The following is a 26,399-nucleotide window of genomic DNA, read 5'->3' on the forward strand; positions in this document are numbered from 1 at the left end:
GGCTCTCGCGGTACTTGCGAGAGCCTTAGATCTTTCAGCCGGTGTTTGGCCTATTTCTGAGGAAGTGGGCCGATCATCATGATCATCTGACGGCCTTCCATCTTTGGCATGTTTTCAATCTTGCCAAGGTCTTTGACGTCCTCAGCAACACGCTCCAGCAATTCGCGTCCCAAGTTCTGGTGCGCCATTTCGCGGCCACGGAAACGCAGGGTCACTTTGACCTTGTCGCCGTTTTCAAGGAACTTGAACACGTTCCGCATCTTTACGTCATAGTCATGGGTGTCGGTGTTGGGCCGGAACTTGACCTCTTTCACCTCGATGACTTTTTGCTTTTTACGGGCTTCGCTTTCGCGCTTTTGTTGTTCGTATTTGTATTTGCCGAAGTCCATGATCTTACAGACCGGTGGGTTCGCGTTGGGCGAAATCTCGACAAGGTCAAGACCGGCATCTGCAGCAAGTTGCATGGCTTTGGCGGGATGAACCACCCCGACGTTTTCACCTTCGGCACCAATTAGCCGAATTTCGGGGGCACGGATTCTGTCATTGACGCGCGGGCCGGTGTCACGTTGAGGCGGCGCGTTGTGAGGTCTGCGAGCTATGGGTTCATTCCTTTGATGATTGCAGAATTTCGAGCCCGGAATTTAAACCGGGCTGCGCCGCACTTCAAGCGGCATAAATACAGGTTGCAGTGAAAAAACTTGTTTTATCGGGTGTTTTTCGCGTTCGAAGCACCAAAGCTTCGAACGCAAATTGGTATTATCCGACAAAGGCTTTCTCGATCACGAATTCCTTTGGCTCGGAATTTGCGCCTTCGCGCAGACCAAACCCTTCAAGGATTTCCTTGATGTCCAGGTTGAAAGCCAAGGAACCGCAAACCATTGCGCGGTCGGTTTCAGGCTTGATGCCGCCTTCGATGCCCAAATCGGCAAACACGGTGCCGTCCTGCAGCAGGGTGGTGATACGGCCCATCTTGGGGCTGTCTTCCCGCGTGGTGGTTGGGTAATAGCGGATTTTGTCAGCGAACCCTTCGCCCATCAGCTCGGACAGCAATTCATCCTGACGGATGTTTTCGATCAGTTGGCGGCCATATTCCAGTTCCGCGACTTCGCGGCAGGTGTGGGTGATTATAACCTCGTTATAATCCTCATAGGTCTGCGGTTCACGCAGTAGCGAGGCAAATGGCGCGAAACCGGTGCCGGTGGCAAAGAACCACAGGCGTTTGCCAGGCAGCAGGGCGTCATGCACCAGTGTGCCAACCGGCTTGGGGCGTAAAATGATCTGATCGCCGGGTTTGATATGTTGCAGCTTCGAAGTCAGCGGGCCGTTCTGTACCTTGATGGAATAGAACTCCAACTCTTCATCCCAGGACGGCGACGCAATCGAATAGGCGCGCAGCAAAGGTTTTCCGTTGTCGCCCAGCAGGCCGATCATCACGAATTCACCCGAGCGGAATCGCAGCGAGGCAGGGCGCGACACCTTGAAAGAGAACAGGCTGTCAGTCCAGTGCTTCACCTCGGTGACAGTCTGGGCATCTGGCAGTACGGGGGCCTTAACGGCGGTTGCTTCACTCACGGATTTCATCTCTGTCATCATTTCACTGCCGGCCAGCTAAACCGACATCTCCGTTTAATCTTTGATCCAAGTCAGGAAAAGGGGACAGATTGCCCCCCTTGTATCACAAGCTCGTGCGTGCAGTCTTATCCGCGCAGGCGGGCCTGATAGTTATTATCTTGCCAATTGGCGCGGGCCAGCCATTGATCTTCGGGCTGTCGGTCCGCAAGCGCATGATCTATTTCAACCTCGTCGAACCCGCTGCGACGGGCCATGGCGTATTGGTCTGCCAGAACATGGCCTTTGGCGCGCAGGCGGCCTGTATACCCTTTCAGGCGTAGAACGCGTGCAATTGTAAAGCCGCGCCCATCCGCAGAGGAGGGGAAGTCCACACGCACCATCTTGGCGCTGCCCAAACGGTCAATCAGCTCATCCGGGTCGGTGTCCGAGGCCACATCAAGGGCCACTACGTCATTGGCGGCATCATCCAGGGTGACAAAGCCGTCGGTCCAGTCATCAGGCGAAAAGCCCTCATCCGTTACGATTACGTTCATGTTTTCTCTCCGATGCGGATCATTTTGCCATCGACAAAATGGATGCCACATTCTTCCTTGTTCTGATCGCGCCAACGTCCGGCGCGTGGGTCTTCGCCCTCTTTGACCGGCGAGGTGCAGGGCGCACATCCGATCGAAGGGTATCCTTTGGCCACCAGCGGGTGCCGGGGCAGATTGTTTTCGTCCATATAGGTGCGCACGTCTTCGGGTGCCCAATGGGCAAGCGGGTTGACTTTGATCCGGCCCGTGCCGTCTTCGACTTCAAAAAACTCGAGCGCGGCGCGTGTGCCCGACTGAAACCGCTTGCGTCCCGTGATCCAGCCACAATAGCCCGACAGGGCTTTTTGCAGTGGGAAGGTTTTGCGCAGGTTGCAGCAGGCATCTGTATCGCGTAGGCGCAGAGCACTGTAAGGGTCGTCTCGTTGAACGTCTTCTTCATCCGCACAAATGATCTTGACGTTCTTCAGGCCCAAACGCTCGCTGACCTCATGTTGGTATTCCAGCGTTTCAGTGAACAGCAACTGAGTGTCCACGAACAGCACCGGGGTCGCCTTGTCGACCACCGCTGCCATATGCAGCAAGACCACCGATTCCGCACCGAAGCTTGAGACAAGAGCAAGATCGTCGATTTCCTCGATGGCACCATGCATGACATCATGCGCAGAATGGTGGCGGAACCGGGCGTTCAGCGCTCCGACCTTTTCGGTCAGTTCGCTGCGGTCTTTGCCCAGTTCCGTCTGGATCAGATCAAGCGGCATTCGCCCGAGCCTCGGGGTAGAGGGCTGCCTTAAACGGAGCCATGCCAACTCGGCGATAGGTCTCCAGGAAAGTTTCTTCGGCGCTCTCCCGCTGGTTCAGATAGGTGTCGACGATGCGCTCTACGGCGGGCACGATTTCACTATAGGCAAAGCCCGGACCCGTGCGGTCGCCCACGGCCGCTGTCTCGGTGCCGTCGCCGCCCAGAGTGATCTGGTAGTTTTCAACGCCCGCGCGATCCAGCCCCAGAATGCCGATATGCCCCACGTGGTGGTGACCACATGCGTTGATGCAGCCCGAGATCTTGATCTTCAGGTGACCGATATCATGCTCCAGCTTCAGCTCGTCAAACCGGGTCGCGATTTCCTGCGCAACCGGGATCGATCGTGCCGTGGCCAGCGCGCAGTAATCCATGCCGGGGCAGGCGATTATGTCGCTGATCAGGCCGATATTGGCGGTGGCCAGTTCGTATTCCTTCAGCTTCGCGTGGATCGCAGGCAGATCCGATTTGTGAACATGCGGCAGGATCACGTTCTGCTCATGGCTGATACGCAGCTCGTCATACGCGAACTCTTCGGCCAGATCGGCCATTATGCGCATCTGCTCGGCCGTTGCATCGCCCGGCGTCGCGCCGTGCTTTTTGATCGAGATCGTGACAATCGCGTGGTCTGCGTTTTTGTGCGGCGCGATGTTGGTGTCGACCCACGAGCGGAAAACCGGATCGTTGGCGTAGGCGCTTTCAAAAGACGCAACCGAACCTTCGCGGAAGGCAGGTGCCGCAAAGTGATCCTTGATCTCTTCGAGAAGGTTCATGTCAGCACCCTTGAACTGCGGGCGGACCTGCAGGAAACGCTCGTTGACCTTGGCGCGGATGGCGTCGATGCCGTGCTCGTGCACGGTGATCTTGATGCGTGCCTTATATTTGTTGTCACGGCGGCCGATCTGGTTCCAGACGGACACAACGGATTCCAAATAGGCCAGCAGATCGTCAAAAGCGACGAAATCGGACAGTTCTTTGCCGATCATTGGCGTACGGCCCAGACCGCCACCAACAATCACACGGCCCCCCAGAACACCGCCACGCTCGACCAGTTGCAGGCCGATATCATGTGCCTTGATGACGGCACGGTCATTTTCCGAACCGGTAATGGCAATCTTGAACTTGCGCGGCATGAACTGGAATTCCGGGTGGTCGGTCGACCACTGGCGCAGAAGTTCTGCATAAGGGCGCGGGTCCGCAACTTCATCCGCGGCTGCGCCAGCAAAATGGTCGGCGGTCACATTGCGGATGGTGTTTCCCGAGGTTTGAATGGCGTGCATGCCAACTTCGGCCAGCGCGTCCAGCATATCCGGCACGTCGTTCAGCTTGGGCCAGTTGTACTGGATGTTCTGACGGGTGGTGAAGTGGCCATAGCCCTTGTCCCACTTTTCGGCCAACAGCGCCAGTTGGCGCATCTGCGCGCTGGACAGGGTGCCATAGGGGATGGCGACGCGCAGCATATAGGCGTGCAGTTGCAGATACAGGCCGTTCATCAGGCGCAGGGGTTTGAATTCGTCTTCGGTCAGCGAACCGTCAATGCGGCGCTCGACCTGCGCACGGAATTGCGCGTTGCGCTCTGCCAGAAACTCGTGGTCAAACTCGGAGTAGCGATACATGTCTAGCTGTCCTTGGTTGCAACCCCGAACCTTGGGGCCATAGAAGGGGAGAGAGAGGGCCTAAGTTCAGGCCCGGGGCTGCGGGGAAGTTTCCTGTTTGCCGTGGGCATAGTTGGACGGACCAGTCCGGCGGAAATCTTCCCGAAAATGTGTGGGCTCAGGGCCGTTTTCGCCTGCAACAGCGTCAGCCAGATATGCACCCACAATCTTGCTGGCCTGCCGGGCGGCGTCCAGCAGACGCACCTGTGCATGCGCTTCGTCAGTGATCAGTTCGGCATCAGACAGAGCACGCGACCAGCGGTCATCTTCGGTTTGATAAATCACGTCGCCTTCCAGCAAATCATTTGCGGTGACGACTTTGGGGGTAAAAGCGCGGGCCATCAGGCAAGCTCCTTATTGAATTCGGTCACAGCCTGCGCCGCTTCTCGCGGGGCGAGGCCATAGAAAGTCAGGGCCGGGCCGTTCATTTCGGCGGCGGCCAGATCGGTGGGCAACTGGTCCAAAGTGGTGGCCAGAATGCGTTGGTCAGGGCGCGAGGCGTTCTCGATCAGGGTGACGGGTGTAGCGCGATCTGCACCGTGCATGATCAGGCGGCCTTGAATGAACCGGGCCGACTTCTTGCCCATGTAAATTGCAGCAACCGACCCTGAGCGCGCCAGAGCGGCCCAGTCGTGATCAGCAAAGCCTTTCATGTCGTGCCCGGTCAGAAACCGTACCGAAGAGTTGCGGCCCCGGCGTGTCAGGCTTTGCCCGATGCTTGCTACAGCCGCAGACGCAGCGGTAATTCCGGGAATGATCTGCCAGGAAATACCCGCAGACTGAACCGCTTCGATTTCTTCATCCAGCCGACCAAACACAGTGGGGTCCCCTGATTTCAGGCGCACCACGCGGTTACCCTTTTGGGCACAGTCCACCAAAAGCGCGTCGATATCGCTTTGCTTCCAGGACGGACCAAAACCGGCCTTGCCAACATCAACCAGCTTGGCGTGCTGGCCTGCCATGTCCAGAACAGGTGCGCTGATCAGGCGGTCATGCAAAACGATATCAGCCTGCTCAAACGCGGTGAGCGCCTTGAGCGTCAGCAGATCGGGATCGCCGGGGCCAGCGCCGACAAAGTCGACATGTCCTTTGGATCTGATTGTGAGCATGTCCTGCATTGGATCGTCTCGGGTGTAGTTTGACTTGATCAGCAATATAGGAAATATTCCCGTCAAAGCGCCATATGGGCGTCTAAATAAGAACATTAGTTCCGCATGCGTTGAAAAATGGAACGAAAACCTCGAATTGGAAGGAATACTGGAATGTCGGTTCGAATAGACGAAACGGATCGGAAAATTCTGGCCGAGCTGCAACGTGATGCGGGTCAGTCACTGGACGAAATTGCGGCCCGTGTGGGCAGTTCCAAGACCCCGGTCTGGAATCGAATCCGTAAGCTAAAAGGGGCAGGTATCATTGGGCAGCAAACGGTTTTGCTGGATGCCGAAGCGCTTGGGTTCGAGGCGACATTTTTTGTCTTGATCCGTACGTCGGAGCACGAGGCTGAATGGCAGCGCAAGTTTCTGAAAGCGTTGCGCGATCACCCCGAAGTGCAAGAGGCACACAGGTTGGCTGGCGACATCGACTACATCCTCAAGGTCAGGGTCAAGAATGCACGTGCCTATGACGTGTTCTATCAATCGCTTATCTCTGAAGTGCGGGTCCACAACGTGACGGCGCTTTTGTCGATGGAGGAAATAAAATCCACAACAATGCTGCCGTTGAACGCGTTGGTTGAAAAGGCATAAAAAGGCAAAGGCGTTAAAGCGGCCTCAGATTTGCACCAGAACCTGTTGCAAGCCATGAAAATGGTAACTTTCCGAATAGGCCGGAGGTGCGGCCAACCGCAAGTTCGGGCAGCTTTCGAACAGAATTGGCAGAGCGATGCGTATTTCCAACCGCGCCAAAGGCGCACCAACGCAGAAGTGGATCCCGCCACCAAAGCTGGTGTTCACATCGATGGACCGCGTGGCGCGGAAAGCGTTCGGTTCTTGCCAGACAACGGGGTCGCGGTTCGCGGCCCCCAGCAACAAAGCAACCTGATCGCCGCGCTTGAAGCTATGTCCAAAGGTCTCGACATCCTCGTAGGCACAGCGCGTAAACATGTGCAAGGGCGGGTCATAACGCAGGATTTCTTCGATGGTTGAGTCAATCTTGTCTGGTCGTAAGACGCTTGGGTCTGTTTGCGTTTCCAGTAAGGTTTTGACCCCATTCCCCAAGGAGTGTACCGTCGCTTCATGACCGGCATTCAACAGCAGAATACAGGTCGCGACCAACTCCTCGCGTGACAGTTTCTCGCCTTCTTCTTCTGCAACGATCAATCGTGTAATCAGATCGTCACGCGGGTCACGCCGCCTCTGGTCGATATAGTCTTCCAGAAACGTGGTGAATTCCTGCGCCGATTGTGTAGCCTTGTCTTCGGTGTCCCGCGTTCGATTGGCTTGGTACATTGCCACCATGTCGTGCGACCAGCGCAGCAAGTCCGGTGCCATTTCTTCGGGTACTCCCAGCAGACGACAGATCGTAATCACGGGGACCTGAGTGCAATAGGCATGCAAAAGGTCAAACGGCTCTTGTGGGAAGTCCCGGATCAGATCGTGACAAAGGGTTTCAATCGAAGGCTGCAATGCCGAAATCGCCCGCGAGGTAAAGGCCCGCATGACCAGCGCTCTCAGGCGGGTGTGTCTCGGCGGCTCGGCTTCAAGCAGCGAATGAGCTTCGACTGACAACCACGGGGCCAGATGGGCGGGGCCTTGCGTAGCACATTCGGGTGGAACTTCGCGTCCGAACCGACGATCTTTCAGCAAGGTGCGGACGGATCGGCAGGATACAGCGGCAACCATGCCGTAATCAGTCCAATAGAACAGATCTCCGGCTTGTCGGGCTGTGTCATAAAACGGATAGGGGTTCTGGACGAAATCCGGGTCCGTCGGGGATTGTGAGAGAGACTTCATGCGACGCACACTTGCCACGCGGCGCGTTGAATGCAAGACCCTGTATATGCACAGAGTTTGGGTCATCGCCGGTTTTCTGCTTGCCGTTGGGGTACTGTCCGGATTCGTCTGGTCCTATGGCTACCGTCAAGCTTTGTCTCAGCTGAGTGAAAAGGCCGAGGCCGATCTTGAACTGGCGGCTGACCGGCTGAGCACGCAAATGCAAGTGTATCAAGAACTTGCAGTGCTGATGGCGACCCATCCGATTCTGCATGAATTGGATCAACCAGCCGACATACGACAAGCTGAGGCAATGCTGCTGGACATTGCTGACAAAACAGCAGCAGTCAACATGATGTACCTGGACCGAAAAGGGCAGGTCTTGGTTTCAGCGCAACCGGTGTCTCAGCTTAACATGGCCGAACACCCCGCTTTCCGTCGTGCAATGCAGGGGGCCTTGGGCAGTGCGCATGAGGTTACGCCTGTCGGAGATGATCGGATCTACTCTTACGCTGCGCCTGCTTTTGGCCCATTTGGTCAGATCACAGGTGTACTGATGGTTGTTGCAGATGTTCAGGATGTGGAACAGACATGGCGTGGCAGTACCGAGGCGGTTTTCTTTGTTGATGCAGAAGGCGTTGTGTTCATTTCGAACAGGTCGGACCTGCTATTTTGGTCTCGCGAGGAAGGAGAGGCGGGGCTTACTCCGCCGAATGGCGCGACCGTTGATTTTGCATCAACGCGCGTTGGTGGGCACGAGCTGTGGCAATTGAACTGGGGGCGCTATCTGCCGCGCGATGCTTTGCACCTTACCCTCGAATTGCCAGTACTCGATATGACTGCCGAAGTATTGGTGGACGTAGCCCCAGCCCTGCAACTTGCGCGGCTTCAGGCAGCAGCAGTCGCAGCGATCTGTTTGGCATTTGGTGCAATGCTTTTTCTCGCGATGGAACGGCGGCGGACGCTAGCCGAAGCCAATGCGGTTCTGGAAAGCCGAGTGGCCAAACGGACCCTCGACCTGACGGTTGCAAACGACAGCTTACAAAAAGAAGTCGCGGAACGACAGGAAGCCGAAGCGGCCCTACGTCGCGCACAGGCGGATTTGGTTCAGGCCGGAAAGCTCAGCGCGCTTGGTCAGATGTCAGCAGGGATCAGTCACGAACTGAACCAGCCCCTGATGGCGATCCGGCAGTTTGCGGACAATGGCACAGCTTTCGTGGAACGCGGAAAACCTGAAAAAGCGGCCGAGAACTTGGGCCGTATTTCTGAAATGGCTGTGCGCATGGCGCGGATCATCAAGAACCTGCGCGCCTTTGCCCGCAATGAAAGCGAACCTATGGGGCGGGTTGATCTGGTGCAGGTTCTGAACACAGCCGTTGAACTGACCGAAGCCCGGCTGAACACGGAAAACGTCGCCATGGATTGGCAACCGCCAAACGCGCCTGTTTACGCTTGGGGTGGCGAGGTAAGGCTTGTGCAGGTGTTTGTGAACCTGATCAACAACGCCGCAGATGCGATGAGCCAGCAGGATGAACGCCTCATTCAAATTGTGATCAATAATGGCGAGAGGCTTTCGGTCACTGTGCGTGACATAGGCCCCGGTATCGAAAACACGGAAAAGCTGTTTGAGCCGTTCTACACCACTAAGGCCGTAGGCTCGTCCGAAGGTATGGGTCTGGGGCTTTCGATTTCTTACGGTCTGGTTCAGAGTTTCGGTGGAAACATTCGCGGGACCAACGCGCCCACTGGCGCGATGTTTACTGTGGAACTGGAATACTATCGGGAAGACGAGGCAGCATGACCCGAAAAGTTCTTTTGGTCGACGATGATGCAGCCGTACGCGAGGCTTTGGCACAAACGCTTGAGCTGGCGGATGTTCAACCAACAACGGCAGGCTCTTTTGTGGCAGCCAAGGACCATATCCGAGCGGACTTTCCTGGTGTCATCATCTCGGACATTCGTATGCCGGGTCGGGATGGATTCCATCTGTTGACCTACGCAAAAGAGGTCGATCCCGATCTTCCCGTTATTCTTCTGACCGGCGAAGGGGATATTCCCATGGCCGTTGATGCAATGGGTAAGGGCGCGTTCGACTTTCTGGAAAAACCCTGTGCCGCGTCCGATCTGCTGGATGTGCTGGAGCGTGCGTTCGCAGTCCGAGCCGAGGTTATCGAGCAGAGAGCAATGAGATCCGAACTGGAACGTGGAGACCCGGCCGCACGATTGCTGTTTGGCCTGTCGCCCCAGGCAGAGGCGTTGCGAGAAAGGGTTCGCGCCGTTGCGCCCACACAGGCCGAAGTTCTGGTGACTGGCCCTCCGGGCAGTGGCATCTCAAAAGTGGCTGAGGTTGTGCACCTGATGTCCTCAGTCGGGCAGGGGCCATTTGTGAAAAGACCGGCCTCGACGCTCAGCCCCGAAGATCTGGCCCGCAGTTGTGAGGATGCAGCGGGTGGGTCGTTGTTTCTTGATGAGGTTTCGGCCATGCCGCAGGCCACGCAATTTGCAGCGCTTGAACTGATCGAACAAGGGCCGGGTGGTCGGATCATTGCTGGCACCACCGCTGATCTGTCTGTCTTAAGCGCCGACGGCCGTTTCAATGCCGATCTTTTCTACAGACTGGACGTGATGCGTGTGCGTATTCCGTCGCTGGCAGAGCGGCCTGACGATATTCCCGTAATATTTCGTCACTATGTGGCTCAGGCAGCTGAACAGGCCGGAATTCCGGTTCCTGAAATCTCATCGGAACATCTGGCGGCGTTGATGGCCAGCGATTGGCCTGGGAATGCGCGGTCCCTTATGTCAGCCGCCATGCGCTTTGTTCTGGGGATGCCGGAAGAGGTCGCACAGGCCACAGATCTGGGCCTCAGTGAACAAATGGCGCGCGTTGAACGATCGCTGCTGATCGCGGCGTTAGGGCGTCATAATGGAAAGGCGTCAGATGCGGCAAAGGCGCTGAAGCTTCCGCGAAAGACCTTTTATGACAAGCTGGCGCGTTACCAAATTCGTCCCGAGGATTACCGCAGGTAATCCGACCAGCGAATGTACGCTGGGTAGTGATTCGCATGAATGATTCGAAAATTGTGCGGAAATCCGCACAAGCAGCATTTTTGGCTGTGCGGATTTTCGCACACAGAAGAATAGGTGATTCTGCTTTGTGTGTTTGATGCCATGTAAGGCTTTGTAAACGATTGATTTTAATGCTCAGCCGCGCGTTCAGAGGGAAAAGTTGTTTGGTTGCGGCCGAGTTGCTTCACTGCACGCCATACGGCGCCAACCCGGCGCTGATCGCTTGTTTCTTGGAAGTCTGGGAGGAAAACAGATGAAGATTTTGACAACAGCTGCAACGGCTCTGGCGCTGACGGTCACCGCAACTGCGGGCATGGCGGCCTGTGACGACGGTGAGATTGTTGTGAAGTTCGCGCATGTGACGAACACCGATAAACACCCCAAAGGTATCGCGGCCTCGCTGCTGGAACAGCGCGTCAACGACGAGATGAACGGCGTGATGTGTATGGAGGTCTATCCCAACTCGACCCTGTATAACGACGACAAGGTGCTTGAGGCGATGCTGCAAGGCGACGTTCAACTGGCTGCGCCGTCCTTGTCCAAGTTCGAGAAATTCACCAAGCAGTTCCGCCTGTTCGACCTGCCATTCATGTTCAAGAACATTGACGCGGTGGATGCGTTCCAGGCCTCGGCTGATGGTCAGGCGATGAAGGACAGCATGCAGCGCCGCGGCCTGCAGGGTCTGGCATTCTGGCACAACGGCATGAAGCAGATGTCTGCGAACAAGCCGCTGGAAGATCCGTCAGACGCAAACGGCCTGAAGTTCCGCGTGCAGTCCTCGGACGTGTTGGTTGCGCAGATGGAAGCGATCGGTGGCAGCCCGCAGAAAATGGCGTTCTCGGAAGTTTACGGCGCGCTGCAGCAGGGCGTTGTGGACGGGCAGGAAAACACCTGGTCGAACATCTATGGCAAGAAGTTCTTTGAGGTTCAGGACGGCATCACTGAGACCAACCACGGTATCATCGACTATCTGGTCGTGACCTCGGTTGACTGGTTGGACAGCCTGGACCCCGAAGTGCGTGATCAATTCCTGACCATTCTGGGCGAAGTCACCGAGACTCGGAACAAAGAAGCCTTTGCCGTGAACGAAGCGGCCAAAGCCTCGATCACGGACGCGGGGGGCATCATTCGTGAGCTTAACCCCGAACAGCGTCAGGCCTGGGTCGATGCGATGAAGCCGGTTTGGGACAAATTCGCCGGTGATGTGGGTCAGGACAAGATCGACGCCGCACAGGCCATCAACGCCGGTTTCTAAACCGGATCGAGGCCGCGCGTCAGGGGACTGGGGAGTAATCGACGCGCTGGCCGGGCGGGCTGACATAGCCCGCCCTCATACACTCTCTCATCATCAAAAAATGCGGGGACAGAAAGATGTCTGGTGCGAATTCCGGCCAAGGCGGGCTGGTCGACCATATCGAAGAAACCCTGATTGCGTTGCTGTTGGGCCTTATGACGGTCGTAACATTTGCCAACGTGATTGCACGGTTTGTTTTCAACTCAAATATCCTATGGGCTCTGGAACTGACGGTTTTCACCTTCGGCTGGCTGGTGCTTCTGGGTGCGTCTTATGCAGTGAAAAAACATGCGCATCTGGGTGTAGACGCCATCCTGAACATGCTGGCCCCAGCGCCGCGCCGTATTTTAGCTCTGATTGCGGTGGGCTGCTGTCTGGTTTTTTCGCTGCTTCTGCTGAAAGGCGCCTATGACTATTGGGCCGTCTTTGCCGATCTGCCGCCCACATCTGGGCGCTGGTTCCCTACGGGTTTCAATTTCGACGCCCGCAGTCAGAGCTTTTATGAGGTTGACGACATCCCGATGGTCGCTCCTTTGCGGTTCCTTGAGGACCTGATCAACTACGGCGAGTACTACGAAAAACTACCCAAGGTCGTACCGTATCTGGTTCTGCCGGTTTCGATGCTGTTGCTCGTGATCCGGTTCGCGCAGGTCGCTGTTCAAATTTGGCGGGGCGAAACCGACCGCCTTGTCGCCAGCCACGAAGTCGAGGACGAGATCGAAGAAGTCCGCGCTCAGCAAGGGATGCATGACTGATGGACGTTGTACTTTTATTCTCGATGGTCATCGGACTGCTGCTGATTGGTGTTCCGATTGCGGTTGCGCTTGGCCTTAGCTCGACCTTGTTCCTGCTGATCTATTCAGACAGCTCGTTGGCCTCGGTCGCAGGTACTTTGTTCGAGGCATTCGAGGGTCACTTTACCCTTCTGGCGATCCCGTTCTTCATTCTGGCCTCGTCTTTCATGACAACCGGCGGCGTGGCGCGGCGGATCATCCGATTCTCGATTGCCTGTGTGGGGCATTTGCCCGGCGGTTTGGCAATTGCGGGCGTGTTTGCCTGTATGCTGTTTGCCGCACTTTCGGGGTCGTCCCCGGCAACCGTTGTGGCCATCGGTTCGATCGTCATCGCCGGGATGCGGCAGGTGGGCTATTCCAAGGAATTTGCGGCTGGTGTGATCTGTAACGCGGGGACACTTGGCATCCTGATCCCACCCTCGATCGTGATGGTTGTGTACGCGGCAGCCGTTGAGGTGTCGGTCGGGCGGATGTTCCTGGCGGGTGTCATTCCGGGCCTGATGGCCGGTCTTATGCTGATGATCACAATTTACGTTATGGCCAAGGTCAAGAACCTGCCCAAAGGCGATTGGAAAGGGTGGGGAGAGGTCTTTACCTCGGCCCGCGAAGCCGGTTGGGGCCTGTTCCTGATCGTCATCATTCTTGGCGGCATCTACGGGGGTATATTTACCCCGACAGAAGCCGCTGCTGTTGCCGCTGTCTACGCGTTCTTTATCGCCAGCTTTGTCTACAAAGACATGGGGCCGCTCAGCACAGAAGAATGTCAATCCAACCTGTCATTGCTGAAGAAGCCATATGCGCTGGTGACGGCGTTCTTCCACCCGGACACGAAGCACACGCTGTTTGAGGCGGGTAAGCTGACGGTCACGCTGCTGTTCGTCATTGCCAACGCGCTGATCCTGAAGCACGTGCTGACAGATGAGCAAGTGCCCCAGCATATCGCAAGTGCCATGCTGTCGGCGGGTCTGGGGCCGGTCACTTTCCTGATCGTGGTGAACGTGATCCTGCTGATCGGCGGTCAGTTCATGGAACCCTCGGGTCTGCTGGTCATCGTGGCCCCGTTGGTGTTCCCGATTGCCATCGAACTGGGCATCGACCCGATCCATCTGGGCATCATCATGGTGGTGAACATGGAGATCGGGATGATCACGCCTCCGGTCGGGCTGAACCTGTTCGTGACTTCTGGCGTGGCCGGGATGCCGATGATGGGTGTTGTGAAGGCGGCGCTTCCTTTCCTGGCAGTCCTGTTCGTCTTCCTGATCATGGTGACGTACATACCGTGGATATCGACCTTCCTGCCCAACACCTTCATGGGACCGGAAATCATCACCAACTAGCGGGCCTGACCCGTATCGCCGGGCGGTTGCGACTGCCCGGCCTTTTCATGCCTTGAAACCGCCGCACGGGCGCTTATTTGAAAGGCAGAGGACGACCTCCCCAACACGGGTAGATCATGCGGGACGACCCGCTTTGACAAGAGGTCATCTCATGGCATGGATCATGCTGCTTATTGCTGGAATTCTTGAAGTTGTCTGGGCGGGTGCAATGAAGCAATCCGCCGGGTTCACGCGGCTTTTGCCGACCGCGATCATGGGAGTGTCCATGATCGGGTCTTTCGGTTTGTTGGCGCTGGCGATGCGTGAACTGCCGCTGAGCACCGCCTATACGATCTGGGTTGGTATCGGCGCGGTGGGGGCTTTTGTGGTGGGGGTTACCTTGCTGGGCGAGGCGGTGACGCCGCTTCGGGTTCTGGCAGCGCTGCTGATCATTGCCGGAATTGTCACCATGAAGCTGGCCTGATCCGTTGACGGTCGGGGCGTCATTGGGCAGGCTGCCGGTACACGCCCCAACCAAGGATTTTCCCCATGTTGACCGAGACCGACAGCCGCCTGCTGCGCATCGCCTTTGACGAGGCGAAAGCCGGGTATGATGAGGGCGGCTGTCCCATCGGCTCGGTCCTGGCCCGTGGGGGCGAGGTTGTGGCGCGCGGACGCAATCAAAGAGTTCAGGGCGGTGATCCGATTGCCCATGGCGAGATGGACGCCTTGCGCAAGGCCGGACGGCAGAAAACCTATCGCGACACGGTGCTGTATACGTCGCTGTCGCCCTGCATGATGTGTTCGGGCACCATCGTTCAATTCGGAATCCCGCGCGTCGTGATCGGTGACACGAAGAACTTTGGAGGCAACGAAGACTTCCTGCGCGAGCGCGGGGTCGAAGTGGTGATAGCCGACGACCCCGACTGCATCGCGCTGATGCAACGATTTATCGAAGAAAAACCAGAGCTTTGGGCCGAGGATATTGCCGAATAACGACCGAGGTCAGATGCTTTCCAGCGCCTGAATAATGCCCGAGAAATCCGCAGCCTTCAGACTGGCCCCACCGACCAAAGCGCCATCCACATTCGAGACAGCAAAGATGTCGGCCGCATTGCTGGGTTTGACGGACCCGCCGTAAAGAAGTCGTACTGACCGGCCCACGCCTTCGCCAAAACGACGTTCCAGCCGGGCGCGCATGAAGTCGTGAACCTCGCCGATCTCTTCCAGAGTGGGGACCTTTCCAGTGCCGATCGCCCAGATCGGCTCGTATGCGACGATCAGGTTTTCGCCGGTGGACTGATCCGGGATCGAGCCGGACATCTGCCCGCCGATAATGTCGAGCGTGTTGGCCGCCTCACGCTGTTCCAGACTTTCGCCGACGCAGATGACTGCCTTCAGGCCCGCATCCATTGCGGCGCGAGCTTTGGCGCGTACATCCTCGTCATGCTCTCCGTGATCCACGCGCCGTTCGGAATGGCCCAGAATGACCGAAGTCGCACCGGCATCCAGCAACATATCCGCGCTGATGTCGCCGGTATGAGCGCCAGAATGGCCTGAGTGACAGTCCTGTCCACCAACCGTAACCGCCGATTCTGCCACTGCATCAGCGGCGCGGTGAAGCAATGTCGCAGGGGGGCAGATCAGAATATCGACCGAGGCTTCAGAATAGCTTTGCGACAGCGATGCAAGCTCGCTCAGCGCCGAGCCGGTTCCGTTCATCTTCCAATTTCCAGCCGCCAGCTTGCGCCGCATATCGGTTTCTCCCTGCGTATTCGGTTGTTTAAATCACCGGATAACATCGTTGTCCTCGCCATACAATTCCGGTTACAAGCTCCACGGGTGATTGGCAGGAATGTCGCAAATTCTGGGAGAGCGCCATGATCGACAACCTCGACTTGAAAAAGCTGGACGCCCGAGACGCTTATGAGCTTTCCCGCCTGCGCCAAGCCGTTGGTCAGGTCGGGTTTTTGACCGTTTGCAACACGGGCCTGACGGCTGACCGCATCAACGACGTAATCGCTGCCTACCAGTGTTTCTTCCGTTTACCGGAACACCAGAAGCGTTTGGTGGACATGGCTGCAACGGGATCCAACCGAGGTTGGGGTGCGTCACAGTCCGAACAGGTCGACCCAACAGTTAACCCAGACTTCAAGGAAGTGTTCGATTGCGGATACGAACTGCCGCTGGACAACCCCTACCGTGCAAAGAACCTAAGCGTGTACGCCCCAAATCAATGGCCCGAGCAACCCGTTGCTTTCCGTGAAATTGTACAGGCCTATTACGTCGATGCCTGTGGTGTAGCGATGCGTGTGCTGCGTGCGATTGCAGTGGCGCTGGGACGGGAAGCGGACAGTTTCGATCAGGCATTTGATACGCCAATGGCTCTGCTGCGCGGCAACTACTATCCAAAACGGCCCGCCTGGGCCGGAGAGCAGGATTTTGGTGTTGGCGCGCATACAGACTATGGCTGCCTGACTTTGCTGGCCACAGACGGCGCTGCCGGGCTGGAAGTGCGGATGCCTGATGGGGCATGGGAAAAGGTTCAGGCCGAACCGGGCGTGTTTATCATCAACTTTGGTGAGATGCTGGAATTTTGGACAGCAGGGCAGGTGAAGGCGACCGAACACAGGGTTGTTGGCGGATCGCACGAGCGAATCTCGGTCCCAATGTTCTTCAACCCGTCTTTTGACACCAATGTCGCGCCACCTGGGTCAGGCCAAGTGATCTCGGCCGGTGATCATCTGACCAAACGGTTCAACGAAACCTATGTTCACCTGCAAACCAGTTAGGACTGCGACGCGAGGTTTGCGTCGAACTTTATTGATTCACCGCAGCCGCAGGAATCAACAACGTTCGGGTTCTTGAACTTGAAGCCTGCTTCCAACAGGGACACTTCGTAGTCGATCTCGGTTCCAAAAAGGAACATCTGCGCCATCGGTGCGATCATCACGCGCGCTCCGTCTTGCTCGACCACCTCATCATGCGGATCTGCCTGGTCTACATATTCCATGGTGTATTCCATGCCTGCACAGCCGCCTTTCTTGACGCCAATGCGCAAACCAGCATGCCCGCCCGAATTCATCAGGCGTGTAATCTGCTCTGCGGCTTTGGGCGTCATGGTCACAGCCTGTTTGCCGGGGATGCCGAACATGTAAATCTCCGTTGTCACGCGTCATTCCCAATTTAGGGCTCAAACGCCTCGGGCTCAAGGTCACGAGTGTTAAAGAGTGCCTTTTGGCTAAACCAACTTGGTATTGGCTTCCTCCTTAAAACCTTGCATTAAACAGGAAAGCGGGTTTAGCTTTGCTGGAATGGGTGCAACGTCCCGTGTTCCGGAATTCATATTGCAGCAGAAAGATTATAAATATGAATGACTTGATCCGTTTTGTTAAGCTGGTTTTTCAAGGATCTACTCTTACTTTTCTGCTTACCAGTTTAACTGCAACCGGTGCGTTGGCTATCACAGATGCCGAGAGGCACCCGGTAAACTGTGCGACAGCGGCAGGTGATCTGCGCGCTATTCAGGCCGAAAAGGAACATGCCGAGACCAAGCAGCTTGAAAGCATCGCTTCGATCACGCCCGCCGGTGCTCTGCTGGGTCTGGTTACAGGAACCGAACACAAACACCTGCAAATGTTGTCTGGTGATTACATCAATGAACTGGATGCCCGTGCCGCAGAGATCAAAGCAACCTGCGATCTGGAGTAACTGTGTTCGCAGACATGTTAGTCGCGGGTATTTAGTTTACATAAAGCCCAGTTCCAGACGAGCTTCGTCCGACATCATCTCCATACCCCAGGGCGGCTCCCAGGTCAGTTCAACGTCAACTTCTTTGACGCCGGCTACGGGTTCAATCGCTTCCACGATCCATCCGGGCATATCACCGGCCACTGGGCATCCGGGCGCAGTCAGGGTCATGATCACCTTAACTGCGTTATCCGCAGTAATATCAATCGTGTAGATCAAGCCGAGGTCATAGATGTTGACCGGGATTTCAGGATCATAGACCGTGCGGCACGCCTCAACCACGGCGTCGTACAACGGGTGTTCAATTGTTGACGGCGCAATCAGCGGTGTGCCTTCAAACTGTTCGCTCGGGTGAGTCATCTTTGCCTCGGGTCAGTTGCCTGAGTGATTATATAGGGAATAGCCGTATCAGCGTCCAGTGGGGGCGTGGCGCTCAGACAAGCGCCACCGCGATTCAATCATTGATATCATGTTTGAAGGTTTTGACTTGACCATGCGGCAGCGCAAAGAGCTTGCGCAAGACAAGCCACGCGACAAGCGACAGCACCGCAAAGATCAACGCAAGGACGTGAGGCGACATTGTCAGACCCGGAATGATCAAGAGAAGACCCGTGATTGCTGCGCCAATTGCGAAACCAAGAAAGATGAATCCCGGCAGAACAATCTCGAGGATACCGAGCGCCAGTGCGGCCGCCAGCCAAATCCACCATGTCAGCCAGAAGGGGTCTGCCATCACTTTCCTCCTTTGAGCATTTTGAACGCATCGCCAAAGGCTTCAAGGGCGTTCGCTGGCACAACAATGGTCTGTTTGCCAGACCCGTTGCCCAGCGCATTAAGGGCTTCAACCTGCTTCAAAGCAACCTGATACTGGGCGGCCTCGATACCGTTGTCCTGAATGGCCTTGGCCACGACGCCCGTAGCATAGGCTTCAGCTTCAGCCTGAATGCGGCGGGCTTTGGCGGTTTGTTCAGCGGCATAAAGTTCAGCATCAGCGTGCAGTTCAACGGCGCGTTTCTGACCCTCGGCCTCGGTCACTTGCGCGCGGCGGGCACGTTCCGCGTTCAGCTGTTGCAGCATGGCATCGCGGGTCGCTTGATCCAGATTAACATCGAGAATCTCGGCGCGAGTCACTTCGATGCCCCAGTCATCGACTGCGGTTTCAACGCTTTCCTGGATGCGCGTGATCAATTGCGCGCGGTTCGACTGAACCTCGTCCAGATCCATCTTGCCGATTTCGGCGCGCACGATCCCGGCGACAGTGGTCGCAATCGCGCCGTCTACGTCGCGGATGCGGTAAACCGTCTTTTCCGGTTCAAGAATGCGATAGAAGACCGAGGTGTCGATCTGCACCAGCACGTTGTCCTTGGTAATTGCGTCCTGCGTCGCATTCGGCAGTTGGCGTTCCAAGATCGAGATTTTGTGGCGTGCAACATCCAGAAAAGGAACGATGAAATTGATTCCGGGGCCAAGCACCGAATGCAGTCGGCCAAACCGCTCAACCACGTATTTTTCGGACTGCGGTACAATCTTGATGCCTTTGAGAATAACGACAACCACCAGCACAGCTGCCAGCAGGTAAATGATGTTTGACGAAAGCAATCCGATAATCTGATCTTCGGTCATTCTGTCCTCTTATTATTGTGTACTATGGTATACATTTGGGGATTGAGTCGCCCGATTTCAACTCTGGTATGAGTGGGTTGGAGCGTTATGCAAATGCCTGAACGCGTGGGCGCGGCCCGGAATATTGTGGCTGTGACCGGTTTGCATCCCACGGCGTTTGCGGTATCGGGCGGGGATGAAACTGATTATCGACACAGATCCCGGCGTCGACGATGCAATGGCCATCGCGTATGCTGCCGCCGCGCCAGAAATTGACCTGATCGGTCTGACAACGGTTTTTGGCAACACTTATGTGCACCAATCCAGTCGCAACGCGCGGTTTTTGCTTCACAAGCTTGGGTTGGACTTGCCTGTGGCCGAAGGGGCTGCGGTGCCGCTGGGGGCGGACACGCACGCACCGTCGGAGCATGTTCATGGCCCCGAAGGTTTTGGTGATCTGACCGAAATCCCGGAGATTGGACAGAACCACGCGTTGCCAGCAGCCGAGTTTCTGGTTGAAATGGCCCGAGCCCATAAGGGCGAACTTGTGCTCTGCGCCGTGGGTCCCTTGACTAACATTGCAAAGGCAATGCGTCTGGACCCGGAATTTGCAGGCAATCTGCGCGAATTGGTGATCATGGGAGGCGCGGTCTACTGCCCTGGTAACATTACCCAATACGCAGAAGCCAATATCTATCACGACGCTCTTGCCGCTGAAGAGGTCTTTTCCGTCCCGGCCAACACTGTTCTGGTCGGATTGGACGTGACCTTGAAGACGCTTTACGAAACGGCGGACTTCGAAGCATTGGCACAAAAGTCACCCGATATGGGGGCGTTTCTGCGCGACATCTCTCGGTTCTATCTGAAGTTTTACAAAGAGATCGGGGGGCTGGAAGGCTGCGGCCTGCACGATTCAACAGCCGTGATTGCGTGTTCCCATCAAGCCCTGTTCGATATGGTTGAAACCGGGCTGCGGGTTGTCACCGAAGGCGATCAAATGGGGGCGACACAACCAGATCCTGAACGACCCGCGATCCGGGTGTGCCGCGATGTGGACGGGGCAGGGGTTGTACGTCTGTTCACGGACCGCGTGGTCTCGTTGCCCTGACGGGTTGCAAAGACGGAACGGATCGGGCAAAGCCTGCCCGGTTCGGCGATCCGAGGCGATGACATGACGCAGAAATTCTCATTTGAGCTTAAGGCAACAGACGGCAAGGCACGCACGGGTGTGATCAGCACGCCGCGAGGAGAGGTGCGGACGCCAGCCTTCATGCCTGTGGGCACAGCCGCGACGGTCAAAGCGATGATGCCCGAAAGTGTGCGCGCCACCGGGGCGGATATTCTGCTGGGCAACACCTATCACCTGATGCTGCGTCCAACAGCGGAACGGATTGATCGTTTGGGCGGGTTGCACAAGTTCATGAACTGGGACCGCCCCATTCTGACCGACTCGGGCGGGTTTCAGGTCATGTCTTTGGCAGGGCTGCGCAAGCTGACCGAAAAGGGCGTGACCTTCAAATCTCATATCGACGGATCAAAACACGAACTGACGCCCGAGCGGTCAATGGAGATTCAGCGCTTGCTGGGCTCGGACATTGTGATGTGCTTTGACGAATGCCCCGCGCTGCCTGCCGACCGGGATCGCATCGCCGAGTCCATGCGGTTGTCGATGCGATGGGCAGAACGGTCGCGTGACGCGTTTGGGGATCGTCCGGGTCACGCCCTGTTCGGCATTATGCAGGGCGGTTTGGAACAGGACCTGCGCGAAGAAAGCGCAGAAGCGTTGAAATCTATTGGTTTCGAAGGCTACGCGGTGGGCGGCCTGGCTGTGGGTGAGGGGCAGGAGGCCATGTTTGGCTGCCTCGATTACGCCCCCGATTTTCTGCCTGAAGACAAACCGCGTTACCTGATGGGTGTTGGTAAGCCAGACGATATCGTCGGCGCCGTCGCGCGTGGGATCGACATGATGGACTGTGTGTTGCCGTCGCGTTCGGGCCGCACGGGGCAAGTGTTCACACGTCGCGGTGTGGTCAATATCAAGAATGCCCGCCATGCGGATGACCCGCGTCCGCTGGATGAAAACTGCACATGTCCCGCTTGTTCCAACTATTCGCGCGCGTACCTGCACCATGTTTTCCGCGCCAATGAGATGATCTCGGGCATGTTGCTGACCTGGCACAACCTGCATTACTTCCAAGAGATCATGCAGGGGATGCGAGATGCGATTGCTGCGGGCACGTTTGTCGCCTGGCAGGCCGAGTTTCATGCGCAGCGTGCGCAAGGTGATATCGAACCCTTGTAACCTTCCCCTTCGGGTGACAATTGCGTGGCTTTCCGGTAGTCTAGTGCCACTTCAAGCAATGCCATTTTAGTCTGTGACCCGGAGAGTTTATGATGTTTCGCCTTATTCTCGGCGCAGCAATTTTCTGCGCGACACCTGCCATTTCAGATGTCTGGACCTTCGAAACTCCGTCCGAAAACATTCAGTGCTCGGTCGGGGAAAGTGCTTCGTCCTCGGATATACAATGTACGATCATAGAAAAATCCGGCCCACCTGCGATGCCACGCCACGCGAATTGTCAATCCGACTGGGGGCATGATTTTCTGATGTTCGACACTGGCCAGGTAGAGATGTTGTGCCAGCCGCTGAATCGTAACAAAGACGGATATGACCGTGCGGAATATGGGGTCACTGGTCAGTTCGGAGGATTCACCTGCAGTTCTTCGACAAAAGGTCTGGAATGTCGCAACCAAGACGGTCACGGGTTTTTCCTGTCTCGCGCAGTACAGCGGGTGTTCTGACCTTTGAAGTGCACGTCGCCTATGCTTGTCGTGCTAATTTCGGTGGATATGTTCCTTGGACGTCTTGCAGTCCCGAAAACCTCGGTTCATGCTGAAACACGATACACGGCGGTAAGGTTGAAAAAGGGCGATGAGGCCCCACCTTTATCGTCCAAGACAGGAGATGGCCAAATGTTGCCTCGATGAGGGACACGTGCCGTCTTGCCAACGATAAGGATAGAGCATGCAAGAGCCTCTGAATTCCTCATACCCCGTCCTGCCGCTGCGCGACATTGTGGTGTTCCCGCATATGATTGTGCCGCTCTTTGTGGGCCGCGATAAATCGGTCCGCGCTTTGGAAGAGGTGATGCAGGATGACAAGCAAATTCTGTTGTCCAGCCAGATCGACCCCGGCGTTGATGATCCCGATGAAGAAGGGATTTATCGCGCAGGCGTTTTGGCCAATGTGCTGCAACTGCTGAAGCTGCCCGACGGCACCGTGAAGGTTCTGGTCGAAGGGCAGGCGCGTGTGCAGATCACTGAGTTTCTTGAAAACGAAGAGTTTTTCGAGGCTCGGGCAGAATATCTGACCGAAATCCCCGGCGACGTTACGACAACCGAAGCCCTGTTGCGTACCGTTGCGGATGAGTTTGAACGCTACGCCAAAGTGCGCAAGAACATCCCCGAAGAAGCGCTGGCGGCAGTGGGGGAAACCACCGAGCCTGCAAAGCTGGCCGACCTTGTGTCGGGCCACTTGGGCATCGAGGTCGAACAAAAGCAAGAGCTGCTGGAGACCCTCAGCGTCAGCGAACGGCTTGAGAAAGTCTATGGTCTGATGCAGGGCGAAATGTCGGTTCTGCAGGTCGAGAAAAAGATCAAGACCCGCGTCAAATCCCAGATGGAGAAGACACAGCGCGAATATTATCTGAATGAGCAGATGAAAGCCATTCAGAAGGAACTTGGCGATGGCGAAGACGGATCGAACGAAGTCGCTGAGCTGGAAGAGAAAATCGCCGAGACCAAACTATCCAAAGAAGCGCGTGAAAAGGCCGAAGGAGAGCTGAAAAAGCTCAAGAACATGTCGCCCATGTCGGCCGAGGCGACCGTTGTGCGCAACTATCTGGATTGGATTCTGTCTTTGCCGTGGGGCACCAAATCCCGCGTCAAAAAGGATCTTGGGCGCGCGCAGGACATTCTGGATGCCGATCACTATGGGCTTGAGAAGGTCAAGGAGCGCATCGTCGAGTATCTAGCAGTTCAGCAGCGTTCGAAAAAGCTGAAGGGCCCGATCTTGTGCCTTGTTGGCCCTCCGGGCGTGGGTAAGACCAGCTTGGGTAAATCGGTTGCAAAAGCCACGGGGCGCGAGTTCATTCGCATCTCGTTGGGCGGTGTGCGCGACGAATCCGAGATCAGGGGCCACCGTCGGACCTATATCGGTTCGATGCCGGGTAAGATCATCCAGGCGCTGAAAAAAGCGAAAACCACGAACCCGCTGATCTTGTTGGATGAAATCGACAAGATGGGTCAGGATTTCCGTGGTGATCCGGCCTCGGCAATGCTTGAGGTGCTGGATCCGGAACAGAACAACACTTTCATGGACCACTATTTGGAGGTCGAATATGACCTGTCCAACGTGATGTTCCTGACGACTTCAAACAGTTACAATATGCCAGGGCCTCTGCTGGACCGGATGGAGATCATTCCGCTGGCCGGTTACACCGAAGAGGAAAAGAGCGAGATCGCGAAACAGCACCTGATCGAAAAGCAGGTCAAGAACCATGGTCTGAAGGCCAAGGAATTTGAGCTGACCGATGAGGCGCTGCAGAAGATCATTCGCACTTATACCCGCGAAGCGGGTGTTCGTAACCTTGAACGTGAAATCGCCAAGGTGGCGCGGAAGTCGTTGACCAAGATCATCAAGAAAGAGGCGGAGTCGGTCACCGTAACACCAGACAATCTGGATGATTTCCTGGGTGTGCCAAAGTTCCGTTATGGTCTGGCTGAGCAGGACGATCAGATCGGTGTCGTGACCGGCCTGGCTTGGACGTCCGTGGGTGGCGATCTGCTGCATATCGAGGCGCTGAAACTGCCTGGTAAGGGGCGGATGAAGACCACAGGTAAGCTGGGCGATGTGATGAAGGAATCCATCGATGCGGCTTCGTCATATGTGCGGTCGATTTCACCTCAGATCGGGGTGAAACCGCCAAAGTTCGACACATTGGACATTCACGTTCATGTGCCGGATGGGGCGACGCCCAAAGACGGCCCTAGCGCTGGCCTGGCGATGGTGACATCGATCGTGTCTGTGCTGACCGGCATTCCGGTGCGCAAGGATATTGCCATGACCGGCGAAGTTTCGCTGCGCGGTAATGCAATGCCGATTGGCGGGCTGAAAGAAAAACTGCTGGCGGCTCTTCGTGGTGGCATCAAGACCGTTCTGATCCCGGAAGAGAATGAAAAGGATCTGGCGGACATCCCTGACAATGTGAAGGAAGGGTTGGAGATCATCCCTGTAAAGCACGTCTCGGAAGTTCTGAAGCAGGCGCTGGTGCGTAAGCCTGAGTCGATCGAGTGGGACGAAGCGGCAGAGGAAGCAGCCGCTGCGGCCGCCGCTTCGGCCAAATCTGCGGATGCTTCAGCCACAGCGCATTAAATTGCATAAATAGAAAACGGAAAAAGGCAGAGCAACGCTCTGCCTTTTTTACAGCCCGACAACGGGCAGCTTTGGATCAAGTATCTCTTCTTCCGCTATGTATTTCATGAATTTCTCGTCAGACAGCGCTGAACGTATCGCGAGGGCGAAGATGATCGCGGAAAACACGACACAAAGCAGAATATCCCACCCAAACGGGATCTGCTTCAAAGACCCGGTGCCGAATTGACCCAGAAATGAGATTAACCCGAGTCCGGCAAAATAAGGCATCAACCAAACGGCTTCGGTCAGGTCCATTTCATCAAGGCGCCCTCGGAACCGGATAAGCAGCAGAATTTTTCCAACGATAAGCGCGATCCCAAGGCGCCAGACAGTGTCCCAACCGCTCCAATAGACAATCAGGGTTGCAATGGCGAAGGCAGTCAACGCGACCAGACGCACCGCTGGGATGCGGATTGAACGGGGTTGGTCTGGCAGCAGATCCCGTAGGCAAACGACGGCGATTGGGCCAACTGCGAATGACAAAACAATAGCGGCACCGTTCAGGGCGATGACGGTAGTAAAGGGAACGGTCAAAAGGAACAGAGTCCCGATCAGAAAATTCAACGCCAAAGCCCATACCGGAACCCCAAACGAAGACAAGTTTTGCAAACGTTTTGGTAGAAAACCGTTTTGGGACAGGGCAAGGGCAATACGGGCATTCGACCCGGTTGCGACCAATCCGTTGCCAAAGGGGCCAACGACTGATCCGACATTCAGCAAGCTGATGAACCAGACCAACCCGACCGACATGATTACAGCGTCCAATGGGCCTTCGCCCCCAAAGCTCAGTTGCGACCAGCCATTAGCCAGCAAAGATGGATCCAGCGCGCCGATAAAAGCCACTTGGAGGCCAAGATAGATTGCGGCGCACATGATGATCGACAGGACGAGGGCGGTGGGGATTGCAAATTTCGGATTTCGCACTTCTCCCGCCATATCGACCACATGACGAAATCCTATGAACGAGAAAATGACACCGCCGGTCGAAACTGCAGCCATGATTCCCTGCAAGCCATAAGGTGCAAACCCATCCGGATGTGTAAAATTGTCAGCGTTGAAACGGTTGGAAATTAGTAGAACAGACAGAACGACCGGAATAGCGATCTTGGCCCACGTCAAAGCGGCATTCACATGTGTGAAAAACTTGACCCCAAGCGCGTTGACGGCAACGAAAAGCAGCATGAATACAAGGGCCGCAAATATACCCGCGCCTGTCAGGTCGCCTGTATCGGCGGCATGCAGCCAGGGCGCGTATGGCGCGAGGTATTTCAGCATCGCCTCCACTTCGATGGGGGCAGTGGTGTTGTAGCCAATCCAAGCCGTCCATCCCATGGCCATTGAAACGATATTGCCGTGTGAAAACTGCGGAACCCTGGCAATCCCACCCGGAATAGGCAGCATGGCTGAGATTTCTGCGAAAGTGATTGCCAAAATGAACATCGCAGCCGCGCCGATCACCCACGAGAGGATAGCCGCAGGTCCGGCATGCTGAACCGCCAGAAGGGGGCCGAACAACCAGCCCGAACCGATGATTCCTCCAACCGAAATAAAGGTTAGTCCGATCGGGCCGATGTCTCGCTTTAGCTCTGCCATAACGACCCCTGACTTTGCAATC

General features: G+C 56.1%; 28 protein-coding genes. 14 read left to right on the forward strand and 14 right to left on the reverse strand.

Annotation, left to right across the window (positions count from 1 at the left end; genetic code table 11):
* Positions 1 to 50: 50 nt before the first annotated feature.
* The 7 genes from infC to cobA form a co-directional block, all read right to left on the reverse strand.
* Entirely contained in the window at positions 51 to 599 is a 549-nt protein-coding gene (gene infC, locus I9187_RS06910) for a translation initiation factor IF-3 (RefSeq protein WP_171176191.1), read from the reverse strand.
* Between the two features lie 157 nt (positions 600 to 756).
* Complete coding sequence (locus I9187_RS06915; RefSeq protein ID WP_171174332.1) at positions 757 to 1,590, reverse strand: ferredoxin--NADP reductase; 834 nt, start codon at positions 1,588 to 1,590, stop codon at positions 757 to 759.
* 107 nt (positions 1,591 to 1,697) lie between these two features.
* Positions 1,698 to 2,105 (reverse strand): DUF934 domain-containing protein, encoded by a 408-nt coding sequence (locus tag I9187_RS06920; RefSeq protein ID WP_171174330.1) that lies wholly within the window; start codon positions 2,103 to 2,105, stop codon positions 1,698 to 1,700.
* Entirely contained in the window at positions 2,102 to 2,863 is a 762-nt protein-coding gene (locus tag I9187_RS06925) for a phosphoadenylyl-sulfate reductase (protein ID WP_171174328.1), read from the reverse strand. Before I9187_RS06925 ends, I9187_RS06920 begins: the two co-directional genes overlap by 4 nt.
* A complete protein-coding gene (locus I9187_RS06930) occupies positions 2,853 to 4,517 on the reverse strand; it encodes a nitrite/sulfite reductase (protein ID WP_209509244.1) in 1,665 nt (554 codons plus the stop codon). The genes I9187_RS06925 and I9187_RS06930 overlap by 11 nt, the downstream gene beginning before the upstream one ends.
* A gap of 66 nt (positions 4,518 to 4,583) precedes the next feature.
* On the reverse strand, positions 4,584 to 4,898 hold the full coding sequence (locus tag I9187_RS06935; protein WP_209940120.1) for a DUF2849 domain-containing protein: 315 nt from the start codon (positions 4,896 to 4,898) through the stop codon (positions 4,584 to 4,586).
* Positions 4,898 to 5,674, reverse strand: coding sequence for a uroporphyrinogen-III C-methyltransferase (cobA, locus tag I9187_RS06940; RefSeq protein WP_209940121.1), 777 nt, complete (start codon positions 5,672 to 5,674; stop codon positions 4,898 to 4,900). The genes I9187_RS06935 and cobA overlap by 1 nt, the downstream gene beginning before the upstream one ends.
* Before the next feature lie 144 nt (positions 5,675 to 5,818).
* Between cobA and I9187_RS06945 the strand changes: the two genes are divergently transcribed.
* Positions 5,819 to 6,301, forward strand: a complete 483-nt coding sequence (locus I9187_RS06945; protein WP_171174323.1) for an Lrp/AsnC family transcriptional regulator — start codon at positions 5,819 to 5,821, stop codon at positions 6,299 to 6,301.
* A gap of 24 nt (positions 6,302 to 6,325) precedes the next feature.
* Here the strand turns inward: I9187_RS06945 and I9187_RS06950 are convergent, their stop codons facing one another.
* Positions 6,326 to 7,507 carry a cytochrome P450 gene (locus I9187_RS06950; RefSeq protein ID WP_171174320.1) on the reverse strand — a complete coding sequence of 394 codons (1,182 nt, stop codon included), beginning with the start codon at positions 7,505 to 7,507 and terminating at the stop codon, positions 6,326 to 6,328.
* Between I9187_RS06950 and I9187_RS06955 the strand changes: the two genes are divergently transcribed.
* The 7 genes from I9187_RS06955 to I9187_RS06985 all read left to right on the forward strand — a co-directional run bounded on the left by I9187_RS06955 (position 7,506) and on the right by I9187_RS06985 (position 14,952).
* Complete coding sequence (locus I9187_RS06955) at positions 7,506 to 9,287, forward strand: ATP-binding protein (protein WP_245223149.1); 1,782 nt, start codon at positions 7,506 to 7,508, stop codon at positions 9,285 to 9,287. The two genes, I9187_RS06950 and I9187_RS06955, sit on opposite strands and share 2 nt — an antisense overlap.
* The gene (locus tag I9187_RS06960; RefSeq protein WP_171174318.1) at positions 9,284 to 10,513 is read left to right on the forward strand and encodes a sigma-54 dependent transcriptional regulator; all 1,230 of its coding nucleotides are present in this window, start codon (positions 9,284 to 9,286) and stop codon (positions 10,511 to 10,513) included. The genes I9187_RS06955 and I9187_RS06960 overlap by 4 nt, the downstream gene beginning before the upstream one ends.
* A 292-nt stretch (positions 10,514 to 10,805) precedes the next feature.
* Positions 10,806 to 11,807, forward strand: a complete 1,002-nt coding sequence (locus tag I9187_RS06965; protein ID WP_171174316.1) for a DctP family TRAP transporter solute-binding subunit — start codon at positions 10,806 to 10,808, stop codon at positions 11,805 to 11,807.
* 116 nt (positions 11,808 to 11,923) lie between these two features.
* Positions 11,924 to 12,601, forward strand: a complete 678-nt coding sequence (locus I9187_RS06970) for a TRAP transporter small permease (protein WP_171174314.1) — start codon at positions 11,924 to 11,926, stop codon at positions 12,599 to 12,601.
* Positions 12,601 to 13,977 carry a TRAP transporter large permease gene (locus tag I9187_RS06975; protein WP_171174312.1) on the forward strand — a complete coding sequence of 459 codons (1,377 nt, stop codon included), beginning with the start codon at positions 12,601 to 12,603 and terminating at the stop codon, positions 13,975 to 13,977. The genes I9187_RS06970 and I9187_RS06975 overlap by 1 nt, the downstream gene beginning before the upstream one ends.
* A 151-nt stretch (positions 13,978 to 14,128) precedes the next feature.
* Positions 14,129 to 14,440 carry a multidrug efflux SMR transporter gene (locus I9187_RS06980; protein ID WP_171174310.1) on the forward strand — a complete coding sequence of 104 codons (312 nt, stop codon included), beginning with the start codon at positions 14,129 to 14,131 and terminating at the stop codon, positions 14,438 to 14,440.
* Positions 14,441 to 14,505: 65 nt separating this feature from the next.
* Positions 14,506 to 14,952 (forward strand): nucleoside deaminase, encoded by a 447-nt coding sequence (locus I9187_RS06985; protein WP_171174308.1) that lies wholly within the window; start codon positions 14,506 to 14,508, stop codon positions 14,950 to 14,952.
* 9 nt (positions 14,953 to 14,961) lie between these two features.
* On the opposite strand, the gene tpiA is transcribed toward I9187_RS06985, so the two are convergent.
* Positions 14,962 to 15,711 carry a triose-phosphate isomerase gene (gene tpiA / locus I9187_RS06990; RefSeq protein WP_171174306.1) on the reverse strand — a complete coding sequence of 250 codons (750 nt, stop codon included), beginning with the start codon at positions 15,709 to 15,711 and terminating at the stop codon, positions 14,962 to 14,964.
* Between the two features lie 125 nt (positions 15,712 to 15,836).
* Between tpiA and I9187_RS06995 the strand changes: the two genes are divergently transcribed.
* A complete protein-coding gene (locus I9187_RS06995) occupies positions 15,837 to 16,748 on the forward strand; it encodes an isopenicillin N synthase family oxygenase (RefSeq protein WP_209940122.1) in 912 nt (303 codons plus the stop codon).
* Here I9187_RS06995 and I9187_RS07000 read toward each other — a convergent pair.
* Positions 16,745 to 17,110 carry an iron-sulfur cluster assembly accessory protein gene (locus I9187_RS07000; RefSeq protein WP_171176184.1) on the reverse strand — a complete coding sequence of 122 codons (366 nt, stop codon included), beginning with the start codon at positions 17,108 to 17,110 and terminating at the stop codon, positions 16,745 to 16,747. The genes I9187_RS06995 and I9187_RS07000 overlap by 4 nt on opposite strands.
* A 215-nt stretch (positions 17,111 to 17,325) precedes the next feature.
* Between I9187_RS07000 and I9187_RS07005 the strand changes: the two genes are divergently transcribed.
* Positions 17,326 to 17,667, forward strand: a complete 342-nt coding sequence (locus I9187_RS07005) for a hypothetical protein (RefSeq protein ID WP_245223150.1) — start codon at positions 17,326 to 17,328, stop codon at positions 17,665 to 17,667.
* A gap of 36 nt (positions 17,668 to 17,703) precedes the next feature.
* Here the strand turns inward: I9187_RS07005 and I9187_RS07010 are convergent, their stop codons facing one another.
* The 3 genes from I9187_RS07010 to I9187_RS07020 form a co-directional block, all read right to left on the reverse strand.
* Positions 17,704 to 18,066 (reverse strand): SUF system Fe-S cluster assembly protein, encoded by a 363-nt coding sequence (locus tag I9187_RS07010; protein WP_171174302.1) that lies wholly within the window; start codon positions 18,064 to 18,066, stop codon positions 17,704 to 17,706.
* A 94-nt stretch (positions 18,067 to 18,160) separates the two neighbouring features.
* A complete protein-coding gene (locus tag I9187_RS07015; protein WP_171174300.1) occupies positions 18,161 to 18,439 on the reverse strand; it encodes a hypothetical protein in 279 nt (92 codons plus the stop codon).
* On the reverse strand, positions 18,439 to 19,329 hold the full coding sequence (locus I9187_RS07020) for an SPFH domain-containing protein (RefSeq protein ID WP_171174297.1): 891 nt from the start codon (positions 19,327 to 19,329) through the stop codon (positions 18,439 to 18,441). Before I9187_RS07020 ends, I9187_RS07015 begins: the two co-directional genes overlap by 1 nt.
* A gap of 175 nt (positions 19,330 to 19,504) precedes the next feature.
* Here I9187_RS07020 and I9187_RS07025 point away from each other — a divergent pair, with 175 nt between their 5' ends.
* The 4 genes from I9187_RS07025 to lon all read left to right on the forward strand — a co-directional run bounded on the left by I9187_RS07025 (position 19,505) and on the right by lon (position 24,742).
* Complete coding sequence (locus tag I9187_RS07025) at positions 19,505 to 20,416, forward strand: nucleoside hydrolase (RefSeq protein WP_171174295.1); 912 nt, start codon at positions 19,505 to 19,507, stop codon at positions 20,414 to 20,416.
* A 63-nt stretch (positions 20,417 to 20,479) separates the two neighbouring features.
* Entirely contained in the window at positions 20,480 to 21,610 is a 1,131-nt protein-coding gene (tgt, locus tag I9187_RS07030; protein ID WP_171174293.1) for a tRNA guanosine(34) transglycosylase Tgt, read from the forward strand.
* A gap of 89 nt (positions 21,611 to 21,699) precedes the next feature.
* Positions 21,700 to 22,110, forward strand: a complete 411-nt coding sequence (locus tag I9187_RS07035) for a DUF6636 domain-containing protein (RefSeq protein WP_245223151.1) — start codon at positions 21,700 to 21,702, stop codon at positions 22,108 to 22,110.
* Between the two features lie 223 nt (positions 22,111 to 22,333).
* Positions 22,334 to 24,742, forward strand: a complete 2,409-nt coding sequence (gene lon / locus I9187_RS07040) for an endopeptidase La (protein WP_171174286.1) — start codon at positions 22,334 to 22,336, stop codon at positions 24,740 to 24,742.
* A 48-nt stretch (positions 24,743 to 24,790) separates the two neighbouring features.
* Here the strand turns inward: lon and I9187_RS07045 are convergent, their stop codons facing one another.
* Positions 24,791 to 26,377 (reverse strand): APC family permease, encoded by a 1,587-nt coding sequence (locus I9187_RS07045; RefSeq protein ID WP_171174284.1) that lies wholly within the window; start codon positions 26,375 to 26,377, stop codon positions 24,791 to 24,793.
* Positions 26,378 to 26,399 lie beyond the last annotated feature (22 nt).

It is taken from the genome of Ruegeria sp. HKCCE4148, assembly GCF_017872495.1.
GTDB lineage: Bacteria > Pseudomonadota > Alphaproteobacteria > Rhodobacterales > Rhodobacteraceae > Ruegeria.